25 protein-coding genes are annotated in these 23,637 nt (G+C 70.7%); 4 read left to right on the plus strand and 21 right to left on the minus strand.

Going from position 1 to position 23,637, the window contains the following annotated elements; genetic code table 11:
* Positions 1 to 61 precede the first annotated feature (61 nt).
* From hemL to Acor_RS21055, 7 genes are all read right to left on the minus strand, one after another.
* The gene (hemL, locus tag Acor_RS21025; protein ID WP_155338414.1) at positions 62 to 1,354 is read right to left on the minus strand and encodes a glutamate-1-semialdehyde 2,1-aminomutase; all 1,293 of its coding nucleotides are present in this window, start codon (positions 1,352 to 1,354) and stop codon (positions 62 to 64) included.
* Between the two features lie 13 nt (positions 1,355 to 1,367).
* Positions 1,368 to 2,003, minus strand: a complete 636-nt coding sequence (locus tag Acor_RS21030) for a bifunctional DNA primase/polymerase (protein ID WP_155338415.1) — start codon at positions 2,001 to 2,003, stop codon at positions 1,368 to 1,370.
* 104 nt (positions 2,004 to 2,107) lie between these two features.
* A complete protein-coding gene (gene hemB, locus Acor_RS21035; RefSeq protein WP_155338416.1) occupies positions 2,108 to 3,094 on the minus strand; it encodes a porphobilinogen synthase in 987 nt (328 codons plus the stop codon).
* Between the two features lie 22 nt (positions 3,095 to 3,116).
* Positions 3,117 to 4,661: a bifunctional uroporphyrinogen-III C-methyltransferase/uroporphyrinogen-III synthase gene (locus Acor_RS21040; protein WP_155338417.1), complete on the minus strand. Its 1,545-nt coding sequence runs from the start codon at positions 4,659 to 4,661 to the stop codon at positions 3,117 to 3,119.
* Positions 4,658 to 5,557 carry a hydroxymethylbilane synthase gene (gene hemC, locus Acor_RS21045; RefSeq protein WP_422664824.1) on the minus strand — a complete coding sequence of 300 codons (900 nt, stop codon included), beginning with the start codon at positions 5,555 to 5,557 and terminating at the stop codon, positions 4,658 to 4,660. The genes Acor_RS21040 and hemC overlap by 4 nt, the downstream gene beginning before the upstream one ends.
* Complete coding sequence (locus tag Acor_RS21050; protein ID WP_155338418.1) at positions 5,554 to 6,852, minus strand: glutamyl-tRNA reductase; 1,299 nt, start codon at positions 6,850 to 6,852, stop codon at positions 5,554 to 5,556. Before Acor_RS21050 ends, hemC begins: the two co-directional genes overlap by 4 nt.
* A complete protein-coding gene (locus Acor_RS21055; protein ID WP_155338419.1) occupies positions 6,849 to 7,544 on the minus strand; it encodes a redox-sensing transcriptional repressor Rex in 696 nt (231 codons plus the stop codon). The genes Acor_RS21050 and Acor_RS21055 overlap by 4 nt, the downstream gene beginning before the upstream one ends.
* 160 nt (positions 7,545 to 7,704) lie before the next feature.
* Between Acor_RS21055 and Acor_RS21060 the strand changes: the two genes are divergently transcribed.
* On the plus strand, positions 7,705 to 7,941 hold the full coding sequence (locus tag Acor_RS21060; protein WP_155338420.1) for a glutaredoxin family protein: 237 nt from the start codon (positions 7,705 to 7,707) through the stop codon (positions 7,939 to 7,941).
* On the opposite strand, the gene Acor_RS21065 is transcribed toward Acor_RS21060, so the two are convergent.
* The gene (locus Acor_RS21065) at positions 7,938 to 9,353 is read right to left on the minus strand and encodes a putative quinol monooxygenase (protein WP_155338421.1); all 1,416 of its coding nucleotides are present in this window, start codon (positions 9,351 to 9,353) and stop codon (positions 7,938 to 7,940) included. The genes Acor_RS21060 and Acor_RS21065 overlap by 4 nt on opposite strands.
* A 295-nt stretch (positions 9,354 to 9,648) precedes the next feature.
* Here Acor_RS21065 and Acor_RS21070 point away from each other — a divergent pair, with 295 nt between their 5' ends.
* The 3 genes from Acor_RS21070 (at position 9,649) to Acor_RS21080 (ending at position 11,903) form a co-directional block, all read left to right on the plus strand.
* Positions 9,649 to 10,188 carry a sigma-70 family RNA polymerase sigma factor gene (locus tag Acor_RS21070; protein ID WP_422664825.1) on the plus strand — a complete coding sequence of 180 codons (540 nt, stop codon included), beginning with the start codon at positions 9,649 to 9,651 and terminating at the stop codon, positions 10,186 to 10,188.
* A gap of 96 nt (positions 10,189 to 10,284) precedes the next feature.
* Positions 10,285 to 10,965: a DUF5667 domain-containing protein gene (locus tag Acor_RS21075; protein ID WP_155338423.1), complete on the plus strand. Its 681-nt coding sequence runs from the start codon at positions 10,285 to 10,287 to the stop codon at positions 10,963 to 10,965.
* 65 nt (positions 10,966 to 11,030) lie between these two features.
* On the plus strand, positions 11,031 to 11,903 hold the full coding sequence (locus Acor_RS21080; protein ID WP_155338424.1) for an HAD family hydrolase: 873 nt from the start codon (positions 11,031 to 11,033) through the stop codon (positions 11,901 to 11,903).
* 198 nt (positions 11,904 to 12,101) lie between these two features.
* Here the strand turns inward: Acor_RS21080 and Acor_RS21085 are convergent, their stop codons facing one another.
* The 13 genes from Acor_RS21085 to Acor_RS21145 all read right to left on the minus strand — a co-directional run bounded on the left by Acor_RS21085 (position 12,102) and on the right by Acor_RS21145 (position 23,585).
* Positions 12,102 to 12,914, minus strand: coding sequence for a lysophospholipid acyltransferase family protein (locus Acor_RS21085; protein ID WP_218034400.1), 813 nt, complete (start codon positions 12,912 to 12,914; stop codon positions 12,102 to 12,104).
* Positions 12,911 to 13,939: an NAD-dependent epimerase/dehydratase family protein gene (locus Acor_RS21090; RefSeq protein ID WP_155338425.1), complete on the minus strand. Its 1,029-nt coding sequence runs from the start codon at positions 13,937 to 13,939 to the stop codon at positions 12,911 to 12,913. Before Acor_RS21090 ends, Acor_RS21085 begins: the two co-directional genes overlap by 4 nt.
* A 66-nt stretch (positions 13,940 to 14,005) precedes the next feature.
* Entirely contained in the window at positions 14,006 to 14,104 is a 99-nt protein-coding gene (locus tag Acor_RS21095; protein ID WP_018654693.1) for a 30S ribosomal protein bS22, read from the minus strand.
* A gap of 155 nt (positions 14,105 to 14,259) precedes the next feature.
* Positions 14,260 to 14,463 carry a helix-turn-helix domain-containing protein gene (locus Acor_RS21100; RefSeq protein WP_030456159.1) on the minus strand — a complete coding sequence of 68 codons (204 nt, stop codon included), beginning with the start codon at positions 14,461 to 14,463 and terminating at the stop codon, positions 14,260 to 14,262.
* Positions 14,464 to 14,766: 303 nt separating this feature from the next.
* Positions 14,767 to 15,567: a phosphatase gene (locus Acor_RS21105; protein WP_155338426.1), complete on the minus strand. Its 801-nt coding sequence runs from the start codon at positions 15,565 to 15,567 to the stop codon at positions 14,767 to 14,769.
* Positions 15,564 to 16,727 (minus strand): acetoin utilization protein AcuC, encoded by a 1,164-nt coding sequence (locus Acor_RS21110; RefSeq protein ID WP_155338427.1) that lies wholly within the window; start codon positions 16,725 to 16,727, stop codon positions 15,564 to 15,566. Before Acor_RS21110 ends, Acor_RS21105 begins: the two co-directional genes overlap by 4 nt.
* A 34-nt stretch (positions 16,728 to 16,761) precedes the next feature.
* Entirely contained in the window at positions 16,762 to 17,946 is a 1,185-nt protein-coding gene (locus Acor_RS21115) for an ABC transporter permease (RefSeq protein WP_155338428.1), read from the minus strand.
* Positions 17,943 to 18,635: an ABC transporter ATP-binding protein gene (locus tag Acor_RS21120; protein WP_155338429.1), complete on the minus strand. Its 693-nt coding sequence runs from the start codon at positions 18,633 to 18,635 to the stop codon at positions 17,943 to 17,945. The genes Acor_RS21115 and Acor_RS21120 overlap by 4 nt, the downstream gene beginning before the upstream one ends.
* On the minus strand, positions 18,632 to 19,990 hold the full coding sequence (locus tag Acor_RS21125) for an efflux RND transporter periplasmic adaptor subunit (RefSeq protein WP_170317020.1): 1,359 nt from the start codon (positions 19,988 to 19,990) through the stop codon (positions 18,632 to 18,634). The genes Acor_RS21120 and Acor_RS21125 overlap by 4 nt, the downstream gene beginning before the upstream one ends.
* Positions 19,991 to 20,012: 22 nt before the next feature.
* Positions 20,013 to 21,221, minus strand: coding sequence for an MFS transporter (locus Acor_RS21130; protein WP_340163127.1), 1,209 nt, complete (start codon positions 21,219 to 21,221; stop codon positions 20,013 to 20,015).
* A gap of 68 nt (positions 21,222 to 21,289) precedes the next feature.
* Positions 21,290 to 22,084 carry a pyrroline-5-carboxylate reductase gene (gene proC / locus Acor_RS21135; protein WP_174876176.1) on the minus strand — a complete coding sequence of 265 codons (795 nt, stop codon included), beginning with the start codon at positions 22,082 to 22,084 and terminating at the stop codon, positions 21,290 to 21,292.
* A 41-nt stretch (positions 22,085 to 22,125) separates the two neighbouring features.
* On the minus strand, positions 22,126 to 22,860 hold the full coding sequence (locus Acor_RS21140; protein WP_155338433.1) for an ABC transporter permease: 735 nt from the start codon (positions 22,858 to 22,860) through the stop codon (positions 22,126 to 22,128).
* Positions 22,857 to 23,585, minus strand: a complete 729-nt coding sequence (locus Acor_RS21145) for an ABC transporter ATP-binding protein (RefSeq protein WP_155338434.1) — start codon at positions 23,583 to 23,585, stop codon at positions 22,857 to 22,859. Before Acor_RS21145 ends, Acor_RS21140 begins: the two co-directional genes overlap by 4 nt.
* Positions 23,586 to 23,637: the final 52 nt, after the last annotated feature.

Raw genomic sequence — 23,637 nt, forward strand, 5'->3', positions numbered from 1 at the left:
GCCGCCCAGGCCCGCCAGTCCCGCTCCAAGAAGCCGAGCCGATCAACCTGATGCCACCGTTTCATGCCACCATGGCCGCTGCTTTGGCCGCGGCGGGCAGTGCTTCGGCGATCCGGGTGAGCGCGTCGTCGTCGTGCGAGGCGGACAGGAACCACGCCTCGTACGCGGACGGCGGCAGATAGACGCCCTGGTCGAGCATCGAATGGAAGAACGCCGTGTAGGCCGCCGTGTTCTGGGTCTTCGCCGTCGCGAAGTCCGGCACCGGCCGATCGGTGAAGAAGATCGAGAACAGGCTGCCGGCGCGCTGCAGCCGGTGCGGCACCCCCGCCGCGGCCAGCGCGTCCGAGGCCGATCGGCCGATCACCAGGGCGGAGGCGTCCACCCGGTCGTACACGTCGTCGTCGCACGCGGTCAGCGTGGCCAGCCCGGCCGCGCACGCCAGCGGATTCCCCGACAGCGTGCCCGCCTGGTAGACCGGCCCCTCCGGGGCGAGATGCGCCATCACGTCGGCCCGGCCGCCGAAGGCCGCCGCCGGGAGGCCGCCGCCCATCACCTTGCCGAAGGTCATCAGGTCGGCGTTCACGGGGTCGAGACCGTACCAGCCGGATTCTGACACCCGGAAGCCGGTCAGCACCTCGTCCACGATGAGCAGCGCGCCGTGCTCGGTGCACAGGTCGCGGAGTCCGCGGTTGAAGCCGTCCAGGGGCGGCACCACGCCCATGTTGGCCGGGCACGCCTCGGTGATCACGCAGGCGATCCCCCCGGCCGCGAACGCCTCCTCGACCGCCGGCACGTCGTTGTACGGCAGCACGATCGTGTCCGCCGCCGACGCGCCCGTCACGCCCGGGGTGTCCGGCAGGCCGAAGGTGACCACGCCGGATCCGGCCGAGGCAAGCAGCGCGTCCACGTGCCCGTGGTAGCAGCCGGCGAACTTGATGATCTTCGATCGGCCGGTGAAGCCGCGCGCGAGCCGTACCGCGCTCATGGTCGCCTCGGTGCCCGAGCTGACCAGCCGGACCTGCTCCACCGCCGGGCTCATCCGGTCGACGATCGCCTCGGCGAGCCGGACCTCGCCCTCGGTGGCCGTGCCGTAGGACAGGCCGTGGGACAGCGCCTCCTCGATGGCCGCCACCACGGCCGGGTGCCGGTGCCCGAGGATCATCGGCCCCCAGGAGCAGACCAGATCCACATACTGGTTGCCGTCCACGTCGGTGAGGTAGGGGCCCTGCCCCGACGCCATGAAACGCGGCGTCCCGCCCACCGCCCCGAAGGCCCGGACCGGCGAGTTCACCCCGCCTGGCACCAGTTCCTTGGCCCGCGCGAACAACTGCTCAGAATTCCCGATACGGCTCACGCCCCGAGAATAGCTATTCGGCGATCAGGTCCAGCACCCGCAGCGGATCCGGCAGCGGGCGGCCGTCCGGCGGGCGCAGCCAGCTGGCCACCGAGCCGCCCGGCAGGACCGACGGGGGCGCGAGCACGTAGCTGTCGCGGCAGTGCCAGCGCAGTCCCGGCGAGGAGTCGATGGTCTCCGGGCCGGTGTCCAGGTGGCAGGACCACCACTCGTCCTCGTCGTCGGGCGCGCCCCTGGTGGCCACGTAAAACAGAACCCGGTCACCGTTGGCGGCGACCGGGCCGGTGGCGAAACCGGTGGCGTCCATGGCGGCCAGCGCGGTGATCCCGGCGGCGGCGGGGACATCGAAGACGTCGAACACCCGTCCGGTGGGCAGGATCACATTCGCTTCCGGGTTCTGCTCCCACCAGCGGGTGAGCTGCGCGGAGTCCAGCGTGGCCTGCATCTGCCAGGCCGGCGAGAGCGGATGCGTGCCGGGGTCGGGACAGCCGACCCGGTCGCACGAGCAGGCGCGCCCGCCCTCGCGGAGCGGGTGCGCCCCCATACAGCTGGCCCAGCCGAGCGCGGCGTAGTGGAGCACCGAGTTGATGGGGCGCGGCGTCCGGTGCGCGCGCCGCCTCGATCTCCGAGCCAGCGGTACCCCCACCATTGGTGCTCCTCCCGAAAACAGCCACGACTAGGGTGGCTGGTGTTGCACCCGATAATGCCTGTTACGTGTTCGCGCGCGCAGGGCGACCCCCGCATATGGCCCGGTTAGGCCAGGCGGCGGGCGATTTCGGTGGCCCAGTAGGTGAGGATGAGATCAGCACCGGCCCGCCGGATCGCGATCAGCGATTCCATGATCACTCGTTCCCTGTCGATCCAGCCGTTCGCGGCGGCGGCCTCCACCATCGCGTACTCACCGCTCACCTGGTAGGCGGCGACCGGCACGTCCACCAGGTCGCGGATCTGGCGGAGCACGTCCAGGTAGGCCAGCGCCGGCTTGACCATGACCGCGTCCGCGCCCTCGGCCAGGTCCAGTTCGACCTCTCGCAGCGACTCCCGGATCGGCCCGGCCGGATCCTGCTGGTAGGCGTTCCGGTCCCCGAACTGCGGCGCGCACTCGGCCGCCTCCCGGAACGGGCCGTAGTAGCCGGACGCGAACTTGGCCGAGTAGGCCAGGATCGGGATCTCGGCGAACCCGTCGCCGTCCAGGGCGGCCCGGATGGCCGCGACCTGGCCGTCCATCATGCCGCTCGGCGCGATCACCTGGGCGCCCGCCCGCGCCTGCGCGACCGCCGCGGCGGCGTAACGCTCCAAAGTCGCGTCGTTGTCGACCTCGCCGGACGCGGTGAGCAGCCCGCAGTGGCCGTGATCGGTGTACTCGTCCAGGCAGGTGTCCGCGATCAGCACCAGCGCGTCGCCCACCTCGGCGGCCAGGTCGGCGAGCGCGACCTGGACGATGCCGTCCGGGTCGTCGGCGGCCGAACCCCGGGCGTCCTTGTGCGCCGGGATGCCGAACAGGATCAGCCCGCCGACCCCCGCCTCGGCCGCCTCGTGCGCGGCCTTGCGGAGCGAGTCACGGGTGTGCTGGAGCACGCCGGGCATCGAACTGACCGGGTTCGGCTCGGCGATGCCCTCCTTGACGAACAGCGGCAGGATCAGCTCCGCCGGATGCAGCCGGGTGCCGGCCACCATCCGCCGCAGCGGCGCGGTCCTGCGCAACCGGCGCGGCCTGGCGACCGGAAACTGAGCGGTCATTCCCCTCACCCCACGAAACGTGTCATTTGGCCCGGCGGCGGGCGCCCCTGCGCGTCTGCGACGGCCGACGCGGAACCTCGCCCGCGGAGACGGCCGCCTGGCGCTGCTTCGCACCGTACTCCGCCAGCGCCGCCGCGAGGGCCGAAGCCGAAGGTTTGTCGGCCATCACGTCCACCCGGAGCCCGAACTCCTCCGCGGTTTTGGCGGTCTGCGGGCCGATGACCGCGATAACTGTCACGTTATGCGGCTTCCCGGCGATTCCCACCAGATTCCGGACGGTCGAAGAAGACGTGAAAAGTACAGCGTCGAAACCGCCGCTCTTGATCGCCTCCCGGGTCGGCGCGGGCGGCGGCGCAGCCCGGACCGTCCGGTAGGCCGTCACGTCGTCGCACTCCCAGCCGAGCTCGGTCAGCCCGGCCACCAGCGCCTCGGTGGCGATGTCGGCGCGCGGCAGCAGCACCCGGTTGATCGGATCCAGCATCGAGTCGTACGGCGGCCACTCCGCCAGCAGCCCCTCCGAGGACTGCTCGCCGGTCGGCATCAGATCCGGCCTGACCCCGAACTCGACCAGCGCGCGCGCGGTGGCGTCCCCGACGGCGGCCACCTTGAGCCCGGCGAAGGCGCGGGCGTCCAGGCCGTACTCCTCGAACTTCTCGCGGACCGCCTTGACGGCGTTGGCGCTGGTGAAGGCGACCCACTCGTAGCGTCCTGTGACCAGACCCTTGATGGCGCGGTCCATTTGCTGCGGAGTGCGCGGGGGTTCCACCGAGATGGTGGGCACCTCCTCGGGCACCGCGCCGTAGGAGCGGAGTTGCTCGGACAGGCCGGCGGCCTGCTCCTTGGTGCGCGGCACCAGCACCCGCCAGCCGAACAGCGGCCGGGTCTCGAACCAGGAGAGCTTGTCCCGCTGGCCGACCGCGTCGCCGACCACGATCAGGGCGGGCTCGGTCATCCCGGCGTGCTTCAGGTCGGGGCCGAGCCGGCCGAGCGAGGACACCACGGTGTACTGCTCGGTGGTGGTGCCGTCGCTGGTCACCGCGACCGGCGTGTGGTCCGGCTTGCCCGCGGCGATCAGGGCCTTGCCGATCGGGACCGCGTCGGCCACGCCGTTGTAGATGACCAGGGTGCCCTGGGTGGCGGCGTACGCCGACCAGTCGGTGACCTGGGCGGCGTCCACGATCCGGAACTCCGGTCCGGCGGAGGCGGGCGGGATGCCGGCGTAGGTCAGCACGGCGGTCGCGGGCGGCACGCCGGGGACGATCTCGAACTCCACCTCGGCCTTGGCGCAGGCCGCGACCTCCTCGGCGACCGAGGAGAAGAACGACGGGTCGCCGGCGCAGAGCCGGACGACGGTCTGGCCGGCTTTCGCCGCCGCGACGAAGCTCTCCGCCTCGTCCAGGATGGTCACGTCAGGGCGGCAGTGGCGGAGCAGCGCGCCGTAGGCGTCCCGGTCCAGGACGACGACGTCGGCGCGCGACAGCAGGTCGGCCCCGCGGAGCGTGAGCAGGTTCTCGTCGCCGGGCCCGGCTCCGACGAATGCTACGAATCCAGAATCAGAACTGCTCAATGGGCCCCCATCAACGTGCCGGCCCCTTGCGCGATCATGGCGGCCGCGAGCTCGCGGCCGAGGTCCATGGCAGCCGTCCGGGGTCCGGAGGCGGACTTGCGGACCGCCCGCGTGCCGTCGATCGCGACGACGGTGGCGGTCAAACTCAACGTGTGCCCGTCGTCGGCCGCGTACGCGCCGACCGGCGCGGAGCAGCCCGCCTCCAGGGCGGCCAGCACCGCCCGCTCGGCGGTGACGGCGGCCCTGGTCCGGTCGTCGTCGAGCACGGACAGCAGCTCGACCAGGTCGGGGCGCCCGGTCAGGCACTCCACCGCGAGCGCGCCCTGCCCGGGGGCCGGCAGCATCTCGTCGGTGTCGAACAGCTGGGCGATCTCGCCGTCCCGGCCGAGGCGGGCCAGACCGGCCGCGGCCAGCACGACGCCGTCCAGCTCGCCGGCGGTGACCTTGCCGATCCGGGTGTCGGCGTTGCCGCGGATAGGGACGTACTCCAGATCGGCGCGGAGCGCGCGGAGCTGGGCGATGCGGCGCGGCGAGCCGGTGCCGACCCGCGCGCCTGGGGCCAGGTCGGCGAGCTTGACGGCGCCGACCAGGGCGTCCCTGGGGTCGTCGCGGCGCGAGATGGCGGCGATCGTGACGTGCGGGTCCACGGCGGTCGGCAGGTCCTTGAGCGAGTGCACCGCGAAGTCGACGGAGCCCTCGAGCAGGTGGGTGCGCAGCTCGCTGACGAACACCCCGGTGCCGCCGAGCTGGCTCAGCTGCGCCTTGCTGACGTCGCCCAGGGTGGTGATGCCGACCAGCTCGACCGGGTGACCGGTCAGCGCGGTGAGCCGGTCCGCGACCTGCTGCGACTGCGTCGTCGCCATCAGGCTCTTGCGGGTGCCCAGCCTCAGCTTCACTGCTCGATCTCCATCCTGGATACGGCGCCCGGCGCCTTCGGGTCCAGATTGAACAGTTCGCGGAGCGCCTCGGCATAATGATCGCCTGCCGGGGACGCCGCGAGCTGCTTGACACGCACAGTCGGCTCGTGGAGGAGTTTGTCCACCACCCGCCTGACCATGTGCGCGACCTCCTCTTTCAGCCTGCCATCGAGTTCGGGTGCCCGAGCCGTCAACCGGCCCATCTCGGCCTCGACCACCGCCGCCGCGCGGCTGCGCAGGGCGATCACGGTCGGGGTCACCCGGGCGGCGCGGGCCGCGTCCAGGTAGGCGGTGACCTCCGCGGCGGCGATCGCGCGGACCGCCTCGATGTCGGCCCCGCGCCCGCCGTCGCCGATCCCGGCCTGCTGCATCGACTCCAGGTCGACCAGGGTGACGCCAGGGAAGGTGCGCACCCCCGGGTCCACGTCGTGCGGCAGGGCCAGGTCGAGCAGGAACAGCGGCTTGGTCCTGGCCGCCATCGCGGCCAGCGTCATGTCGGCGGTGATCGCGCGGTTGCCCGCGCCGACGCAGGAGATCACCAGGTCGGCCGCGGCCAGTTCGGCGGGGAGGTCGGCCAGTTCGGCGGCGCGCCCGCCCACGGTCTCGGCCAGCTTCACCGCGCGCGCGTATGTGCGGTTGGCGATGACGATGTCGGTGACGCCCGCGCGGGCCAGGGTGGCGGCGGACAGGGCGCTCATCGAACCCGCGCCGACCACCAGGGCGCGGCGGCCGGCGAGCTCGCCCAGCACCCGCCCGGCCAGGTCCAGGCCGACGCCGACCAGGGACGCACCGGCGCGGTCGATGCCGGTCTCGCTGTGCGCCCGCTTGCCGGCCCGCAGCGCGTGCTGGACCAGCTCGTTCAGGGTCGGGCCGACGCTGCCCTCGTGCTGCGCGGTGCGCAGCGCCGTCCTGATCTGGCCGAGGATCTGGCCCTCGCCGACCACCATCGAGTCCAGGCCGCAGGCCACCGAGAACAGGTGGTGGACCGCGCGCTCCTCGTAGTGCACGTACAGATGCCGGGTCAGCTGCTCCTGCGGCACGCCCGAGTGGGCGGCCAGCAGGTCGGTCAGCGCGGTGACGCCGCCGTGGAACTTGTCCACCTCGGCGTAGAGCTCGACCCGGTTGCAGGTGGAGACCACCATGGCCTCCGACACGTGCGCGTCCTGGCGCACGTCGTGCAGCAGCTTCAGCAGGGCGTCACCCGAGACGGTGACGCGCTCCAGCAGAGCCACCGGAGCCGTCCGGTGGCTCAGCCCGACGATGAGCATGGTCATCCGGCCTCCCCGGCCCAGTCCTCGGCCATCATGGGCCCCCCAGTCACCTTGCGCTGCTCATGAAACGCGAGGATCTGCAGTTCAATGGATAGATCGACCTTACGGACATCGACGCCGTCGGGCACCGTGAGTACGACGGGGGCGAAGTTCAAGATACTCGTCACACCGGCGGCGATGACCCGGTCGCAGACCTGCTGCGCCGCCGTCGCGGGGGTGGCGATCACCACGATCGACACGCCGCGTTTCCTGATGACGGCCTCCAGGCCGTCCGAGTGCTCCACCGTCAGCCCGGCGATGTGGTCGCCGACCACGGCGGGGTCGGCGTCCAGCAGCCCGGCCACCCGGAAACCCCTGGACACGAAGCCGCCGTAGTTGGCCAGCGCGCGGCCCAGGTTTCCGACGCCCACGATGGCGACCGCCCAGTCCTGGGTGAGGCCGAGTTCGCGGGAGATCTGGTAGATCAGGTACTGCACGTCGTAGCCGACGCCGCGGGTGCCGTACGACCCCAGGTGGGACAGGTCCTTGCGGAGTTTGGCCGAGTTCACGCCGGCCGCCAGGGCCAGATCCTCCGAGCTCACCGTCGCGGTGCCACGCTCGGCCAGGCCGTTCAGGGCACGCAGGTAGAGCGGCAGCCGGGCGACGGTCGCGTCGGGGATGCCACGCTCACGAGCTTGCGGAATACGGCGGATCACGTGCCGGAGCTCCAGGGAGGAATGAGCCGGATGTTAAGAACAAACCCCAGGTTAGTGCCTTTGTGAAGCCATGCACAAAGTCGAGGCTTATCCATCCGTGCTGAATAACTCTGCCAGCCGCGGGGGCCGGTCCCCGATTCGCCCCCCTACTGTGGAGCGCATGGCTCATTCGATCACGCTGTACGGCAAACCGGGCTGCCATCTCTGCGAGGACGCCCGCGAGATCATCGCCCGGGTGGCGGGCGAGCTCGGCGTGCCGTGGGAGGAGCGGGACATCACCGCCTCCGCCGCGGACCTTGAGAAATACGGCGAGATGATCCCGGTGACGCTGGTCGACGGGGTGCAGCACGATTTCTGGCGGGTGGACGAGGCGCGGTTGCGCGCCGCGCTTGGCTAGATCCGGAACGCCGACGGCAGCGGCACGACCTTCGCCGCGTTCACGCTCAGTTCGATCACGTTGGTGGCCAGCACCAGCGCCTGCCGTTCGGTCGCGAACCGTTCCATGTGCGGCTGCCGCTGGTGCTCGGAGAAGGCCACCTCGTCCCGGTAGAGCTCGTAGACGATGCGCTGCAGCGGGGCCGACTTGACGCCGTGGCAGACGAAGACCAGCGTGTCCGGCTCGGTCGACTGGACCGCTTCGACGGTCTCCTCGGCCAGCTTGTCGAACGCCTCGCCGGAGCCGTCCATCAGGGTGAAGACGGTGAGCAGGCCGTAGATGTTCGGGGACGGTTTGGCGGTGGCGCCGACTGAGGCCGCGCCCGGGTAGAGCACGCCGGTGGCCGGCATGTTGTATTCGGGGACGGCGGGCTGGGGGGCGGGCATGCCGTACTCGGGGGTGCCGGCGCCGTAGCGGTCGGGGGGCATCATGGTGCCCGTCATGGGGCCGCCGAAGGGTTCCGGGCCCAATGGAACGTGCGGGGGGACCGGGCCGGGGGGCGCGCCGAAGGCGCCGGTCTGCATCCGGGCGCCGTAGTCGACCTCGCCGGTCTCGCCCGCGCGGTATTCGGCCACCAGGTCGCCGAGGCCGGAGCGGAGCGGCGGGAGTTCCGGCTCGGGTTCTGGAGCGTGCCTGCGGCCGTACCCCTGCCAGTCCTGCTGCGGCGGCGGGCCGGGGGCGGGCGCGGGGTCGTCCTCCTCGTCCTCGTACGGAGCGAGCGGCCGGGCCACCGCGTACCAGATCGCGCCGGACAGGCCGCCCAGCAGCGCGGCCACGAACGGGCCTGGCACGGCGAGCAGGAACGAGCCCACCGTGGCCATGCCGGTCGGGGCCAGCACCACGGTGGCGTTCATGTTGTCGGCGTCGTAGTCGTCGCCGCCACGCCACCGCACCACCGCCACCATCAGCGCGATCAGCAGCGTCAGCACCACGATCCCGTGCACGCCGCGCAGCAGCCACTCCGGCCAGAGGTCCCAGATCGCGCTCGCGTCGGGCAGCGTCTTGCCGAAGGTCCCCGACACCGGGTCGATCAGCAGGATGACGCCGCCGACCAGGGTGAGGCCGCCGCCGAGGAGCCAGCCGGAGACCTGGGCCGACCGTTTCTCCGCCAGCAGCTGGATCAGCCCGACCGCCAGCCAGAGCGGCGCGAGCAGCACCCCGGCGACCTGGTAGATCCGGAACGTGAGCGGCCCGAAACCCAGCACGTGGCCGACGGCGATGGCGCCCAGGCCCAGGCAGAGGGCGGCGGTCGTGATGATCCAGGCGGTCAGCCACCCGGACCTCTCTTCGCGCAGCCGACCGATGAGCGCGCCCGTGGTGATGGCGGCCAGCACGGCTCCGGCGAAGGCGATGACAGCGACTAGAACTTCCATGGTGGTCCTTATGCTGCCGGACATTACCTTCCTACCGGTAGCCGATGCCCAGGTCCACTGGGTGTGCTCGCCCGAACACGAGGATTCTCGCCATTAGTTCTGTCCGAGTGGATTGTGTTATCTCGCGTTGATTTCTAGAGTGTGCAAGCACGCCGACTTCCCCTTCCCCGCTTGGGATATCCGGATGCCGAACACGTGGCCGTTCGCCGGGATCGCTCCTCCGGCTTCCGCTGGAGCGGTGCATACCGCGCCTATCGAGCCAAACACGATCACGCTCTCGCCGGAGCACGACGAGATGCGCACGCTGGTCCTGCGCGCCAAGACCGGCGACACCGAGGCGTTCGGCATGCTCTACGACCGATACGTCGAGTTGGTGTACCGCTACGTTTTCTTCCGGGTCGGCTCGCACGCCCTGGCCGAGGACCTGACCAGTGACACCTTCCTGCGGGCCCTGCGCGGCATCGCCGACTTCACCTGGCAGGGCCGCGACTTCGGCGCCTGGCTGGTGACGATCGCCCGGAACCTGGTGACCGACCATTTCAAATCAGGCCGAAACCGGTTAGAAGTCTCCACCGCCGAGATCCTCGACACGCCGCTCGACGGCCCGCACATCCCGGAGAACGCCGTCGTCACCAACATGGTGAACGAGCACGTGATGCGCGCCGTCCAGCAACTCGGCCCGGAACAGCAGGAATGCGTCATCCTCCGCTTCCTGTACGGCATGTCGCTGGCCGAGACCGCGCTCGTGATGGGCAAGAAGGCCGGCGCGATCAAGGCGTTGCAGTTCCGCGCCATCAAGGCGCTGGCTCGGGCGCTACCCAAGGATCTCGGTTAAGACACATGCCGTAACCTGGCCGCCCTCCCGTCGTTGGGCAGGGCGCAGGCGGGGATCATCCGGATTTTCCGGGGCCGACGAAACGCGGGAGCGTTCATGGGGTGGTGGCGACGGTGGCGCGCCGGTCGCTTCTCCGGCGACGTCGTGGCCCGTCTCGGCGACTTCAGTCACCGGCTGGGCACAGGACCGAGGGCCGAGTTCAGGTCCCGGCTGCGCGACGAGCTGCTGAAGACCCACCAGAGCGAGCGGGTGCCGGCCGGACAGCCGCCGCACGACCGCCCGGAGATCAGCACCGTGTCGCGCTGGATCCGGCTCCGGCCGTGGGCCGGGCTCGGCGCGATGATCGTGGCCACCCTCAGCACCGCCATGGTGACCTACACGACCGTCCCCGGTGACCTGCTCTATCCGCTCAAGCGGGCCGCCGAGTCGACGCTGCTGACTCTCAGCACCGACGACACCGAGCTGGCCGACCGGCAGATGACGGCGGCCAAGGCCCGCGCAGGGGAGGCGGCGGCGCTGCTGCAGGCCGCCACTCCCGACCGGAAGGAATTACTCAAAGAGACGCTGCAGGACATGGACAGCACCACCCGGGCGGCCCTGAACCGGGTCAAGCCGCGCGCCCGCGCCGACGCGAAGGCCGACGCCAAGGTACGGCGGTTCGCCCGCGAGCAGCGCAACAGGATCGAGCCGATGCTCCCCAAGATGGACGCGGAGAACCGGGAGCGGGCCAACGAGTATCTGGTGTTCATCGACGGGTACACGGTCGGCGGTTACTGAGCCGACATCCGCCGCTAACAGCGCGTACCCGATCTCGTCCGGGGCGGCGGTTAAGCTGATTGGCTATGAAGCGGCTACTGAGACGGCAGGACCCGGCGGAGATCGCGGCCGAAGCGGCGGGCGCGATGCCACCCGCGTCGCCGCCCTCGCCGGTCGAACCCGACCTCACGGCGGCGGCGTTCTTCGACGTGGACAACACGATGATCCGCGGGGCGTCGATCTACCACTTCGCCCGCGGGCTCGCCTCCCGTGGCCTGTTCACCACCCGTGACCTGGTCAGGTTCGCGCTCGGCCAGGCCATGTTCCGAGTTCGCGGCGACGAGAACCCCGAGCACGTGGCCAAGGCGAAGGAGATGGCGCTGGCCTTCGTGGCCGGTCTCAAGGTCGAGGAGGTCGTCCGGCTCGGCGAGGAGATCTACGACGAGGTGATGGCCGACCGGATCTGGTCCGGCGCCCGCGCCCTCGCCCAGGCCCACCTGGACGCCGGCCAGCGCGTCTGGCTGGTCACCGCCACCCCCGTCGAGCTGGCCCAGGTCATCGCCCGCCGTCTCGGCCTCACCGGCGCTCTCGGCACCGTCGCGGAAACCGACTCGGGCGCCTACACCGGCCGCCTGGTCGGCGACCTCCTGCACGGCCCCGCCAAAGCCGACGCCATCCGCGCCCTGGCCCGCCAGGAGGGCCTCGACCTCACCCGCTGCTCCGCCTACAGCGACTCCGCCAACGACCTCCCGATGCTCTCCATCGTCGGCCACCCCTACGCCATCAACCCCGACTCAGAACTCCGCGACCACGCCAAGGACCAGGGCTGGGGCATCAAAGACTTCCGCACCGGCCGCAAAGCCACCATGATCGGCCTCCCCGTCGCCGCCGCCGCAGGCGCAGTAGCCGGCGGCGTCGCAGCAGGTATAGCCCTCCGCAAGCACTACCGCACCCATTAAGACCTCCTGGCGGAACGGGCGACTCGCCGTTATCCGGCGCCGATCACGCAGGTGATGGCCCTCACCGCACCGGCGCCAAGAGGCGCGGCCTCTTCTGTCAGTGGTTCCAAGGCCCCGGCAGGCGCAGCCCCTTTTGGCGCCGGTGCGGCGGGACGTGGTGCGGGCGTAAACGGCGCCGGATAACGGCGAGCAACTCAGCTAGCCGAACGCCGGGCCTCTTCGGTCGCGGAGGGCGTCGAGTTGGTGCTGGATGGTTTCGCGGATCTGGTCGGTGATGTTGAAGACGGTCATCGGGTCGTCGGCGTCGCCTGGGGTGGTTTTGATGGGTTCGCCGAACTCGATGAGCCATTTGGAGGGGAGGGGGATCAGGCCGAGGGGGCCCAGCCAGGGGAAGAACGGGGTCACCGGGAGGTACGGGAGGCCGAGGGCGCGGGCCAGGAGCGGGAAGTCGCCGATCTTGGGGTAGATCTCTTCGGCGCCGACGATGGCGCAGGGGACGATGGGGACGCCGGCCCGCATGGCGGAGGCGACGAAGCCGCCGCGGCCGAAGCGCTGGAGGCGGTAGCGCTGCGAATAGGGCTTGCCGACGCCTTTGAAGCCCTCAGGGAAGACGCCCACGAGTTCGCCCTTCCGAAGCAGCCGGTCGGCGTCCTCGCGGCAGGCCAGGGTGTGTCCGGTCTTGCGGGACAGATGACCGAGGACCGGCAGGCGGTAGACGAGGTCGGCGGCGAGCAGCCGTACCGGACGATGGGCTTCGTCGTGGACGGCGACCTGGAGCATGAGGCCGTCGAAGGGCAGCGTGCCCGCGTGGTTGGCGACGATCAGCGCGCCGTCGGCGGGCAGGTGTTCGAGACCGGAGGTCTCCACCCGGAACCAGTGCCGGTAGATCGGCCGCAGGAGTTCGAGCAGCACGGTGTCGGTGAGCTCGGCGTCGTAACCGAACTCGTCCACGTCGTAGTCACCGGCGATCCGCCGCCGGAGGAACGCGAGCAGTTCGGGGAGTTCCTTCACCGGACCAGGCCCGCGACCGTGTCGAACACCGCGAGCGGCAGATTCTCGGTGAGCCCCCGGGCGCGCAGGAAGTCGGCGTAGGCGGAGGCCGTGTCGTACCCGAACGTCCAGCCGAGTTCGGCGAACAGCAGGGACGAGTCGACCGCGCGGCCGTAACTCATCAACGCCACCTGCTCCGGCGAGAAATCCAGCCGATCCAGGCCACGGGCCAGTTCGCCGAGGAGCCGGAACGCGGGACCGGGCACCGGCAGCGTCGGCCGCCCCGCCCGCCGCACGCACTGCGACAGCAGCAGCACCCCGGCCCCGGCCGCGTTGAACGTGCCGGGATGATCCTCGGTGGCCGCCCGCCGCAGCGCCTCGACCGCGTCGTCCTCGTGCACGAACTGCAGCCGGGGATCGAACCCGAACACGGTGGGCAGCACCGGCTGGGTGAAGTACCGGGTCAGCGGCGAATCCACCCCCGGCCCCATCAGGTTGGCGAACCGCAGCGTGGTCACGGCCACGTCGGGCCGCCGCCGCGCGAACCCGCGCACGAAGCCCTCCACCTCGACCGCGTCCTTGCCGTAGCCGGAGCTCGGCGGTTCCGCGGGCTCGCTGGCCTCGGTGAACACGGCCGGGTCGAGCGGCGACGAGCCGTACACGGCCGTGGTGGAACGCACCACGACCCGGCGCACCGTGTCCGACCGCTGGCAGGCGGCCAGCAGCTGGAGGGTGCCGATGACGTTGTGCTCCTTCATGGCCGACCGGCTCCTGGCGGGGCCGCTGAGCAGGCTCATGTGCACCACGGTGTCGATGTCGCGCGCCGCGATCACCCGGGTGATGTCCGGGCTGCGCAAGTCGACCTGCGCGAACTGGAGTTGGGCGCCGCCATCCCGCCCAGCTCGCCCAACTCGTTCAGGCGACGTCGGCGGCACCGTGTCGACTCCGATGACCCGGATCCCCGGGTCGGCTGCGAGCACGGCCGCCACGCGGGCGCCGACATGTCGGCCAACCCCGGTGACCAGCACGGTTTGGGTCCCGGTCATCGCCGCCTCGCAGGATGGTGCACGGTCGCTCGCCCATATCTGACCACGGGCGAGCGGCTCCGTCGGTTACTTCTTGTTTCTGCGCTGGATGCGCGTCTTCTTCAGCAGCTTGCGGTGCTTCTTCTTCGCCATGCGCTTGCGACGCTTCTTGATGACAGAGCCCACGGGACCCCCAGGAGTCGGTTGCCGAGCCGGTGCGCGCTCGCACACCGGCTCAACAGACTACCGGCGATCGACCCTCGACCGCTCCCCCGGGGGGATCCCATTGAGCCACTAATGAACCATCGCCAGGTAGGCGGTGGTTCCGCCGCTTGGTTACTTCATCCAGCCTCGATGAAAGCATCCCTCAGATAGTCATGGACTGCCTGTTCGGGCACTCTGAAGGACCGGCCTACCCTGATGGCCGGCAACTCGCCCGAGTGCACGAGCCGGTACACCGTCATCTTGGACACCCGCATGACCGTGGCCACTTCAGCCACCGTCAGGAACTTCACCTCGCTGAGAGGTCTTTCGCCTGCACCCATCGGACGCCTCTTCCGCACGTGTTTCCGGGTTATCCCCACTGGTGCCATTGCTCACGCACGTGTACTGCCGTCAGCGTAAGTCGCGACCCCGAGAAGGCAAACCCCCCATTTCATCAGTCCCCGGGGGCTGATGCCGCCGAAACCGGGAAAATCGCTGGCCAGCAGCCGGACCGTGCCCCTCGCCAAGATCTTGGAACGGACCAACTTCTCTCACATAAGAGTCGCCCAGGCCCACAAAAAAGTTGGCAACCGGTCGACACTCTGGTGCAAAAGCGGGCGCGAAATACCCCAAATGGGAGGTCCCTAAAGCCCTGCGGTGATCCAAGCCAGCAGATACCGGGTCAACGGACCGTAATATCTGGGGAGCACATTGTCATCAAGCGGCACAGTCACCGCGATTTTCCCCTCTGCCTCGCCGACGAACAGGCCGGGATCGTTACTGTCCGCGAAGCCCACCGTCTCAATTCCGGCCTCACCGGCCGCGCCGGCCCAGCCGTGGTCCGCGATCACGAAATCCGGCCGGTCCGCGGCCAGGATCGCCCGCATCGGGGCTGAATCGTGGGTGTGCACCAGCGCGCCGCCGTCGTCCAGCAGGGCGACGTCCTCGACATACCGGATCTGCCTGCGGCGGCCGAACGAGCCCGGCTGGTACGTCCAGCCCTCGGCCGGCGTGATCACAGTGCCGCCGCGCGCCACCAGGAACCGGGCCAGCGCCAGGTGGATGACCAGGATGCCGGTCGGGTGCCCGGTGGCCAGCACGAACCGGCTGCCCGGCCGGCCCAGGGCGGCCGCGATCCGGTCCCCCATCGCCTCGGTGGCGGCGACGGTGCGCTCGGGGTCGATGGTGTCCTGGCCGTACCGGTGGTCGGGGTCGGCGATCACGCCGGCCGACTTGGCCATCAGGGCCAGCACGTCCTTGTAGGTCCAGGCGCCCTCGAAGGTGAGCCCGAACAGGTAGTGCGGATCCCCGACGGCCAGCGACCGGTAGTGGTCGAGGTTGTTGTCGCGCGGCGTCGCCACCTCCCCGGCGACCCGGGTGCGCACCAGGTGCTCGATCAGTTCGTCGCGGGTGGGGGCTGCTGCCGTCGGAGCGTCGGGCGTCATGGCATCGGGTCCAGACCGTGGAGAGGGAAGACCGCGTTGCGGGTGGCCATGATGGCGCGGTCAATGGGATCCGCCGGGTCGAAACCCTGAGAAATATCGCGATATTCCGGGTTTCGGCCGTCGGTCATCGTGAGCGGCGGGACCTCGCCGGTCCGCCGCCGGACGTACGCCCGCCAGTCCTCCGGCGTCCGGGTCTCCGGCGGCACCGGCACCCCGGCGGCCTCCGCGATCAGGTGCGTCCAGGCCCTGGGCACCACCTGGACCAGCTCGTAGCCGCCGCCCCCTGTCGCCACCCACCGCCCGCCCGCGGTCTCGTGCGCCAGCTTGTGCAGCTCCTGGTACGCCGTGCGCTGCCCGTCCAGGCTCAGCATCAGATTGGCCAGCGGATCCAGCGCGTGACTGTCGCAGCCGTGCTGGCTCACCAGGATCTCCGCGTCGAACTCGCGCAGCAGCGGCGGCACGACCGCGTGGAAGGCCCGCAGCCAGCCCTGGTCGCCGCAGCCCGCGGGGAGCGCCACGTTCACCGAGGTCCCGTCCGCGCCGGTCTCGTCGGGGAAGCCGGTGCCGGGAAAGAGGGTGCGCGGCGACTCGTGCAGGCTGATCGTGAGCACCCGGGGGTCGTGATAGAACGCGGCCTGCACTCCGTCGCCGTGGTGCACGTCCACGTCCACGTACGCGACCCTGGACGCGCCCTCGGCCAGCAGCCAGGCGATGGCGACGGCCGGGTCGTTGTACACGCAGAAGCCGCTGGCGCGCGCGGCCATGGCGTGGTGCAGCCCGCCCGCCACGTTGATCGCGTGCTCGGCCTCCCCCGACCAGACCGCTCTGGCGGCCGTCAGGGTGGCCCCCGTGATGAGCGCGGACGCTTCGTGCACACCCGCGAAAGCCGGATTGTCCGGCGTGCCCAGCCCGGCGGACAGGTCGGCCCGGCCGGACTCGGAGACCCGCCTGACCGTCTCGATGTAGTGCCGCTCGTGCACCAGGGCGAGTTCGTCGTCGGTGGCGGGCAGGCAGCCGACCAGCTCCACCGCGTCCAGCACGCCGAGCTCGCGGGCCAGCGCCATGGTGAGCTCCACCCGGACCGGCGCGAGCGGATGGCTGGGCCCGAAATCGTAGGACGTCAGCGCGTCGTCCCAAACCACCCGCACGGCGTCGCTCATGCCCACGAAATTACCGTACGGCTGACGCATCGGATTATTCGGCCCGCAGCGCCACCACCGGATCCAGCTTGCCCGCCCGCCGCGCCGGCGCCACCCCGAAGAACACCCCGACCCCGACCGAGACGCCGAACGCCAGCGCGATCGACCACCAGGTGATCGCGGCCGGCACCGGCGACACGGCCGCGATCAGCAGCGCGCCGCCCACCCCCAGCAGGATGCCGATCAGGCCGCCGATCGTGGTGAGCAGCACGGCCTCGATCAGGAACTGGCCGAGGATGTCGCGCTGCCGCGCCCCGAGCGCCATCCGCAGGCCGATCTCCTTGGTCCGCTCGCGCACGCTGACCAGCATGATGTTGGACACGCCGACTCCGCCGACCAGCAGCGAGATGCCGGCGATGGCGGCCAGCACGCCGGTCAGCATGCCGAGCACGGTGCCGATGGTGCCGAGCAGCTGGGTCTGGGTGACGGCCGAGAACTTCTCGCCGGGGTAGCGCTGGATCAGCGCGGCCACCACCCGCTGCTGGAGCGGCTCGATCTCGTCGGGCCCGGACGCGCCGATCGCGATGCCGTTGATCCTGGCCACCCCGATCAGCCGCTGCGCGGTGGTGACCGGGACGTGCACCTCCTGGTCGCGGGCCACCCCGAAGGTGGCGCCGACCTTCTCGTAGACGCCGATGACCCGGAATCTGACCCCGGAGATGGTGGCCTGGCGGCCGACCGGGTCCACGTCGCCGAAGAGCTTGGCGGCCACCTCGGAGCCGAGGATGACGACCCGGCGGCGGGTGTCCACGTCGGTCTCGCTCAGGTACCTGCCGCGGCGCAGCGGCCGGTCGAAGATGTTGGGCAGGAACTGGTCGGTGCCGACCACGGTGACGAACGCCTCGTCCCGGCCGACCCTGATGGTCTCGCCGGACTGCACGGACACGGTCACCCGGGACTCGTCGCCGACCACCCGCCGCACGTACGCGACGTCGGTGAGGTCCAGGCGGCTCTGGGTGGGGGCGGCCTGGAAGTTCAGCTGGCCGGGCACCACCAGGATGATGTTGCTGCCCAGCCCGGCGATCTCCTGTTCCACGGCGTTCTTCGCGCCGGTGCCGATGGCGACCAGGATGACCACGGCGGAGACGCCGATGATCACCCCGAACATGGTCAGCGCGCTGCGCAGCCGGTTGACCCGGAGCGCCTCCAGCGCCATCCGGAGCGCTTCTGCGGTTCTCATGACGATCCCGTGTCGAGCTCGATCAGGCCGTCCCTGACGTGGATCTGGCGGCGGGCCCGGCCGGCCACCTCGGGTTCGTGGGTGACCAGGATGACGGCGACGCCGCTGTCGGCGTTGAGGCGGGTCAGCAGGTTCATCACCTCGACGCCGTTGCGTGAGTCCAGGTTGCCGGTCGGCTCGTCGGCGAGCACCACCTGCGGGTCGCCGACCAGGGCACGGGCGATGGCCACCCGCTGCTGCTCGCCCCCGGACATCTGGGCCGGGCGGTGGGTGAGCCGGTGTGCCAGGCCGACCGCCTCCAGGGCGGCGCGAGCCCTGGTCCTGCGTTCGGCCCTGGGCACCCCCCGGTAGACCAGCGGGAGGGCCACGTTGTCCAGGGCGGAGGTCCTGGCCAGCAGGTGGAAGGACTGGAAGACGAAGCCGATGGTCTGGTTGCGTAACTCGGCCAGCTGGGTGTCGGTCAGCGTGGCGACGTCGACGCCGCCCACCTTCAGCACACCGGAGGTGGGGCGGTCCAGGCAGCCGAGCAGGTGCATGAGGGTGGATTTTCCGGAGCCTGAGGGTCCGATGATGGCGGCGAACTCGCCGGGGCCGACGGTCAGGTCGACGCCTCTGAGCGCGTCCACAGAGACGCCTTCCAGCTGGTAGGAGCGGGTCAGGGCGACCGCTTCGAAGGCGGGGGCGGTCACCCGATCTCCTGGCCTTCGCGTACGGTGTCGGCGCCCTTGACCACGATCCGGTCGCCGACCTGGAGGCCGGTGAGGATCTCCACCATGGTGTCGCCCTGGGCGCCCAGTTTGACGGGTCTGCGTTCTGCCCTGTCCTGCCGTACCAGCCAGACCACGCTCTCCCGGCCGCTGGAGACGATCGCCGAGGCGGGCACGGCGATCACGTCGGAGGATTCGCGGACGGTCAGGCGGATGACGGCGCTCATGCCGGGTTTGGGGGCGGGGGCCTCGCCGCCGTCGTCGTAGAGGCCGTCGCCGAGGGAGAGGCGGACCGGGTAGCTGACGCCGCCGGTGGCGCCCTCCTTGGGGGTGACGCCGACGCCGGTGACCTCGGCCGCGTAGGAGGCGCCAGGGACGGCGTCGAACTCGACCGTGGCGGTGGTGCCGTCCTTGACCAGGAGCACGTCGGTCTCGTCCACGTCGGCGGCCAGGCTGAGCTCGGAGACGTCGGTGATCGTCATGATCGCGTCACCGGCGGCGATCGGGACGCCGACGGCGATGATCCCGGCCGAGCGGCCGGTGCTCCCGCCGGAAGGAAGGGCCAGGCCGGCGGGCAGCAGCGCGCTCAGGTCCGGCTGCGCACCGCCGGAACCGGCGCCGCCGAGGGTCACCACGCCGCTGAAGGGGGCCTTGATGGTGAGCGCGTCCACGGTTGATTTGGCGGATTTGACTGCCGCTTTGGTCTGGGTTCTGGAGGCGGCCTGGAGGGAGCTCATCGACGCTGTCAGGCCGCCGAGTCCCGCGCCGAGCTGGCCGGTGACCTGGGAGAGTGTGCGGTTGAGCGAGGTGCTGAGGCCGGTCACCAGCTCGCCGAGCGCGTCGTGCTGGGCTTCTGCGGCGTCCAAGGCGCTGAGCAGCTGGGCCCGGATCGCGGGGTCCTCGATCTTCTTGGCGGAGCTGCGGGCCTTGGCGAGGTTGCGCCGTACCTTGGCGTCGAGCTTGCCGGAGAGCTTCAGCTGCGGCAGCTGCACGGACGGGGCCGGGCCGCCCGAGGAGGCGCTCTTGGCGGCCTGTGCGTCGGCCTCGCGGGCCTGGTCCAGCTGGTCGCGGGCCTGCTTGGAGGTGATCTTGGCCAGCAGCTGGCCCTTCTTCACCGTGTCGCCGTCGCTCACGTAGAGCTTGCCGACCGTCCCGGCGGCCGGCGAGGTCAGGGTCGCGGTGGCCCGCGCGCCGACGGTTCCCGGCGCCTCCACCACTTCGCTGACCGACGCCCGGGTCACCTGGGCGAGCTGGACCGGTGGAGGCTCGTCGCCGGTGCAACCGGTGAGGACGAAGGTCAGGATGAGCAGCGGGGGGATACCGCGACGAATCGTCACTCGACCCATCGTAATGTCCCGCTTACTCGGTCTTTGGGACAGCTCTCAGATTGCGTACGGCCGGGGTCGCGAGCAGCGCGACGATGCCCAGCAAGCCCGTCACGAACCCGAACAGCAGCACGTTGTCGGCCCCCAGCCGCGCCCCCACCACCGGCGCCAGCGCCTGCCCGATCGGAATGCTCAGCACGGACCCCGCCACCTCGTACGCGGTGACCCGGTTGAGCACCTCCCCCGGCACCTGCGTCTGCACACTGGTCGCCCACATCACCGACCAGAACGCCCACGCGGCCCCCGCCAGCACCATCGCCGTCATGATGTACGGCAACGGCAGCCGCAACGCGATGACCAGCGGCATCCCCATGAACGCGATCATCGCGAGCGCCCCGGAGAACAGCGGCCTGGCCGGCCGATACCGCATCGCGACCAACCCTCCGACGATGCTGCCGACCCCCTCGGCGGTCACCCCCGCCACATAAGCGCCCTCACCGAGGCTCCCGGTCACCAACTCCGCGCCCAACGGCCAACTCGGCCCGAACAGGGTGATCCCGTACACCGACCAGACCAGGATCACCGACCACATCCAGGTCCTGGACCGGAACTCGCGCCAGCCCTCCCGCAGGTCCTGGACGAGCTTGCTGCCGGTGACCGCGACGAGCCGCACCCGCAGGGCCAGCAGGCAGAGCGCGCTGACCGCGAACGTGCCCGCGTTCACGGCGTACACCACGCCCGCGCCGCCGACCAGCACCATCGCGCCGGCCAGGCCGGGGCCGAGCAGGCGGGCGATCGCGTCGGCGACCCGCAGGACCGCGTTGGCCCGCTGCGGGTCCTCGGCGATCTGCGGGATCATGCTGTTCACGCCCGGCTGGAACAGCGCCGCGCCGACTCCGCTGAGCGCGGACATGACGATCAGCAGCCAGAGCGCGGGACGTCCGGCGAAGAACGCGAACGCGACGACGAGATGGGTGACGACCCGCAGCAGGTCCGCCCCGATCATCATTTTCCGGGCGGTGAACCAGTCCGCGAACACCCCACCGAACAGGACAAGACCGCCGAAAGAGGCCATCCACGCGGCCAGCACGACCCCCACGCCGACCGCGCCGTACAACCGCAGGACGCCCAGCGTCACCGCGATCGGAACCATCGCGTCGCCCATGAGCGCGACCGAACGACCTACGAAATATAGGGAAAAATCCCGTGACCACAGCGCACGACGCGCGACAACGACCGCCACCGACCCCGCCCCGAAATACTGGAAAGTTTCCTAATGATTATCTACATCAGGGCAGGTTGGCCAACTGATTACCCGGAGGCGAGCTGCCGGCTGCGGTCCCTGGCGGCCTCGATGGCGTCCAGGAACGCGGCCCGGACCTTGTGCCGTTCCAGCATCGCGATGGCCGAAATCGTGGTCCCGCCCGGGGAGGTCACGGCCTCCCGCAGGATCACCGGGTGCTCGCCGGAATCCCGCAGCATGATCGCCGCGCCCACGATCGACTGGGTCACCATGTCGAGCGCGGCGGCCCTGGGCATGCCCAGCAGGATGCCCGCGTCCACCATCGCCTCGACCAGATAGAAGAAGTACGCGGGGCCGCTGCCGGACAGCGCGGTCGCCGCGTCCTGCTGGGACTCCGGGATCCGCAGCACCTTGCCCACCGGGCGCAGCAGCGCCTCGGTGCTGCGCAGGTGCTCCTCGCCCGCGTGCGCGCCCGCCGAGATCACGCTCATCGCCTCGTCCACCAGGACCGGCGTGTTGGACATCACCCGGACCACCGGGACGGCCGCGCCCAAGCGGGCCTCCACGAACGCGGTCGTGATGCCGGCCGCCACCGAGATGACCAGCCGGTCCGCGGGGACGTAGGGGGCGATCTCGGCCAGCAGGGCGGCCATGTCCTGGGGTTTGACGGCCAGGATCAGGGTTTCGGCGGTCTTGGCGGCCTCGGCGTTGTCGACCACGCGCACGCCGTACCGGTCGCGCAGTGCGTCGGCGCGGTCCTGGCGGCGGGCGGTGGCCATGATCTCACCGGGCCGCCGCCCGGCGCGGACCAGGCCGGAGAGCAGGGCCTCGCCCATCTTCCCTGTTCCGAGAATCGCGATCATGCCGTACACCTCTGCTGTAGGGAACGGCGGCAGCTTATCTACTACGGGGTCCTGCGGCGCAGCGTGGCCGCGCCGAGGCCGAGCGCGAGCAGGATCGAACCGGCGACCACGGCGACGTCGCGCCAGAAGTCACCGTTCAGGTCGGCGCCCATCACGGCCAGCTTCATCGCCTCGATCGCGTACGACATGGGCAGCACGTTGGAGACCCATTCCAGCACGGTGGCCATCTGGTCGCGCGGGACCAGGATGCCGCCGAGCAGGATCTGCGGGATCATCACCACCGGCATGAACTGCACGGCCTGGAACTCGGTCCTGGCGAACGCGCTGCACAGCAGCCCCAGCGCGGTGCCCAGCAGGGCGTTGAGCAGCGACACCAGGACCAGCGGCCAGAGCGACCCGGCCAGCCGCATGTCCAGCCAGGTGAGCGAGACCGTGAGCGCCAGCGCCACCTGAAGGCAGGCCATCACACCGAAGGCCAGGCCGTACCCCAGCAGCAGGTCGAGCTGGGCCAGCGGGGAGGCCATCAGCCGTTCGAGGGTGCCCGAGGTGCGCTCCCTGAGCGTGCCGATCGAGGTGACCAGGAACATCACCAGGAACGGGAACACGCACAGCAGCACCGGCGCCCAGGCGGCGAAGGAGCGCTGGTCGTCCATCACGTAGTAGAGCAGCACGATGACCAGCGTCGGCACCAGCACCATCAACGCCACCGTCCGGCGGTCGTTGCGGAGCTGGCTCATGATCCGCCGCGCGGTGGCCAGGGTGATCGTCGCGTTCACGCCGCCAGCCTCTCCTCGATCAGGCGCAGGAACGCCTCTTCCAGATCCATGGTCCCGGTACGGCTGCGCAGCGCCTCGGGGCTGTCGTCAGCCAGGATGTCGCCGTCGCGCAGGATGAGCAGCCGCTGGCAGCGGGCCGCCTCGTCCATGACGTGGCTGGAGACGACCAGGGTGACCCCCCGGTCGGCCAGGCCGGAGAACAGCGTCCACAGCTCCTTGCGGAGCACCGGGTCGAGGCCGACGGTCGGCTCGTCCAGCAGCAGCAGTTCCGGGCTGCCCAGCAGGGAGACCGCCAGGCTGGCCCGGCTGAGCTGGCCGCCGGACAGGGTGCCGCCGAGCTGGCGGCGGTGCTCGGTCAGGCCGACCTCTTCCAGCACCCGGTCGACGTCCGATCTGGGGGCGCCGAGCACGGCGGCGAAGTAGCGCAGGTTCTCCTGCACGGACAGGTCCCGGTAGATGGCCGGGTTCTGGGTGGAGTAGCCGATCGTGCGGCGCAGGTCCGGACTGCCGGCGGGTTCGCCGAGGACGGTGACCTGGCCGCCGGCCACGATCTGGACGCCGACGATGGCGCGGATCAGCGTGGTCTTGCCGCAGCCGGAGGGCCCGAGCAGGCCGGTGATCTGGCCGCGCGGGACCTGGAAGGAGACCCCGTGCAGCACCTCGCGGGCGCCGCGGGTCACCCGCAGATCCCGTACCGAGATCGCGGGGTCATTCGAACTCATCATGTGTTGAATTTAACAATCGGGTCATACCAGAGTCAATGGATTGCTGAACCCG

The sequence above is a fragment of the Acrocarpospora corrugata genome, from assembly GCF_009687845.1.
Lineage (GTDB): Bacteria > Actinomycetota > Actinomycetes > Streptosporangiales > Streptosporangiaceae > Acrocarpospora > Acrocarpospora corrugata.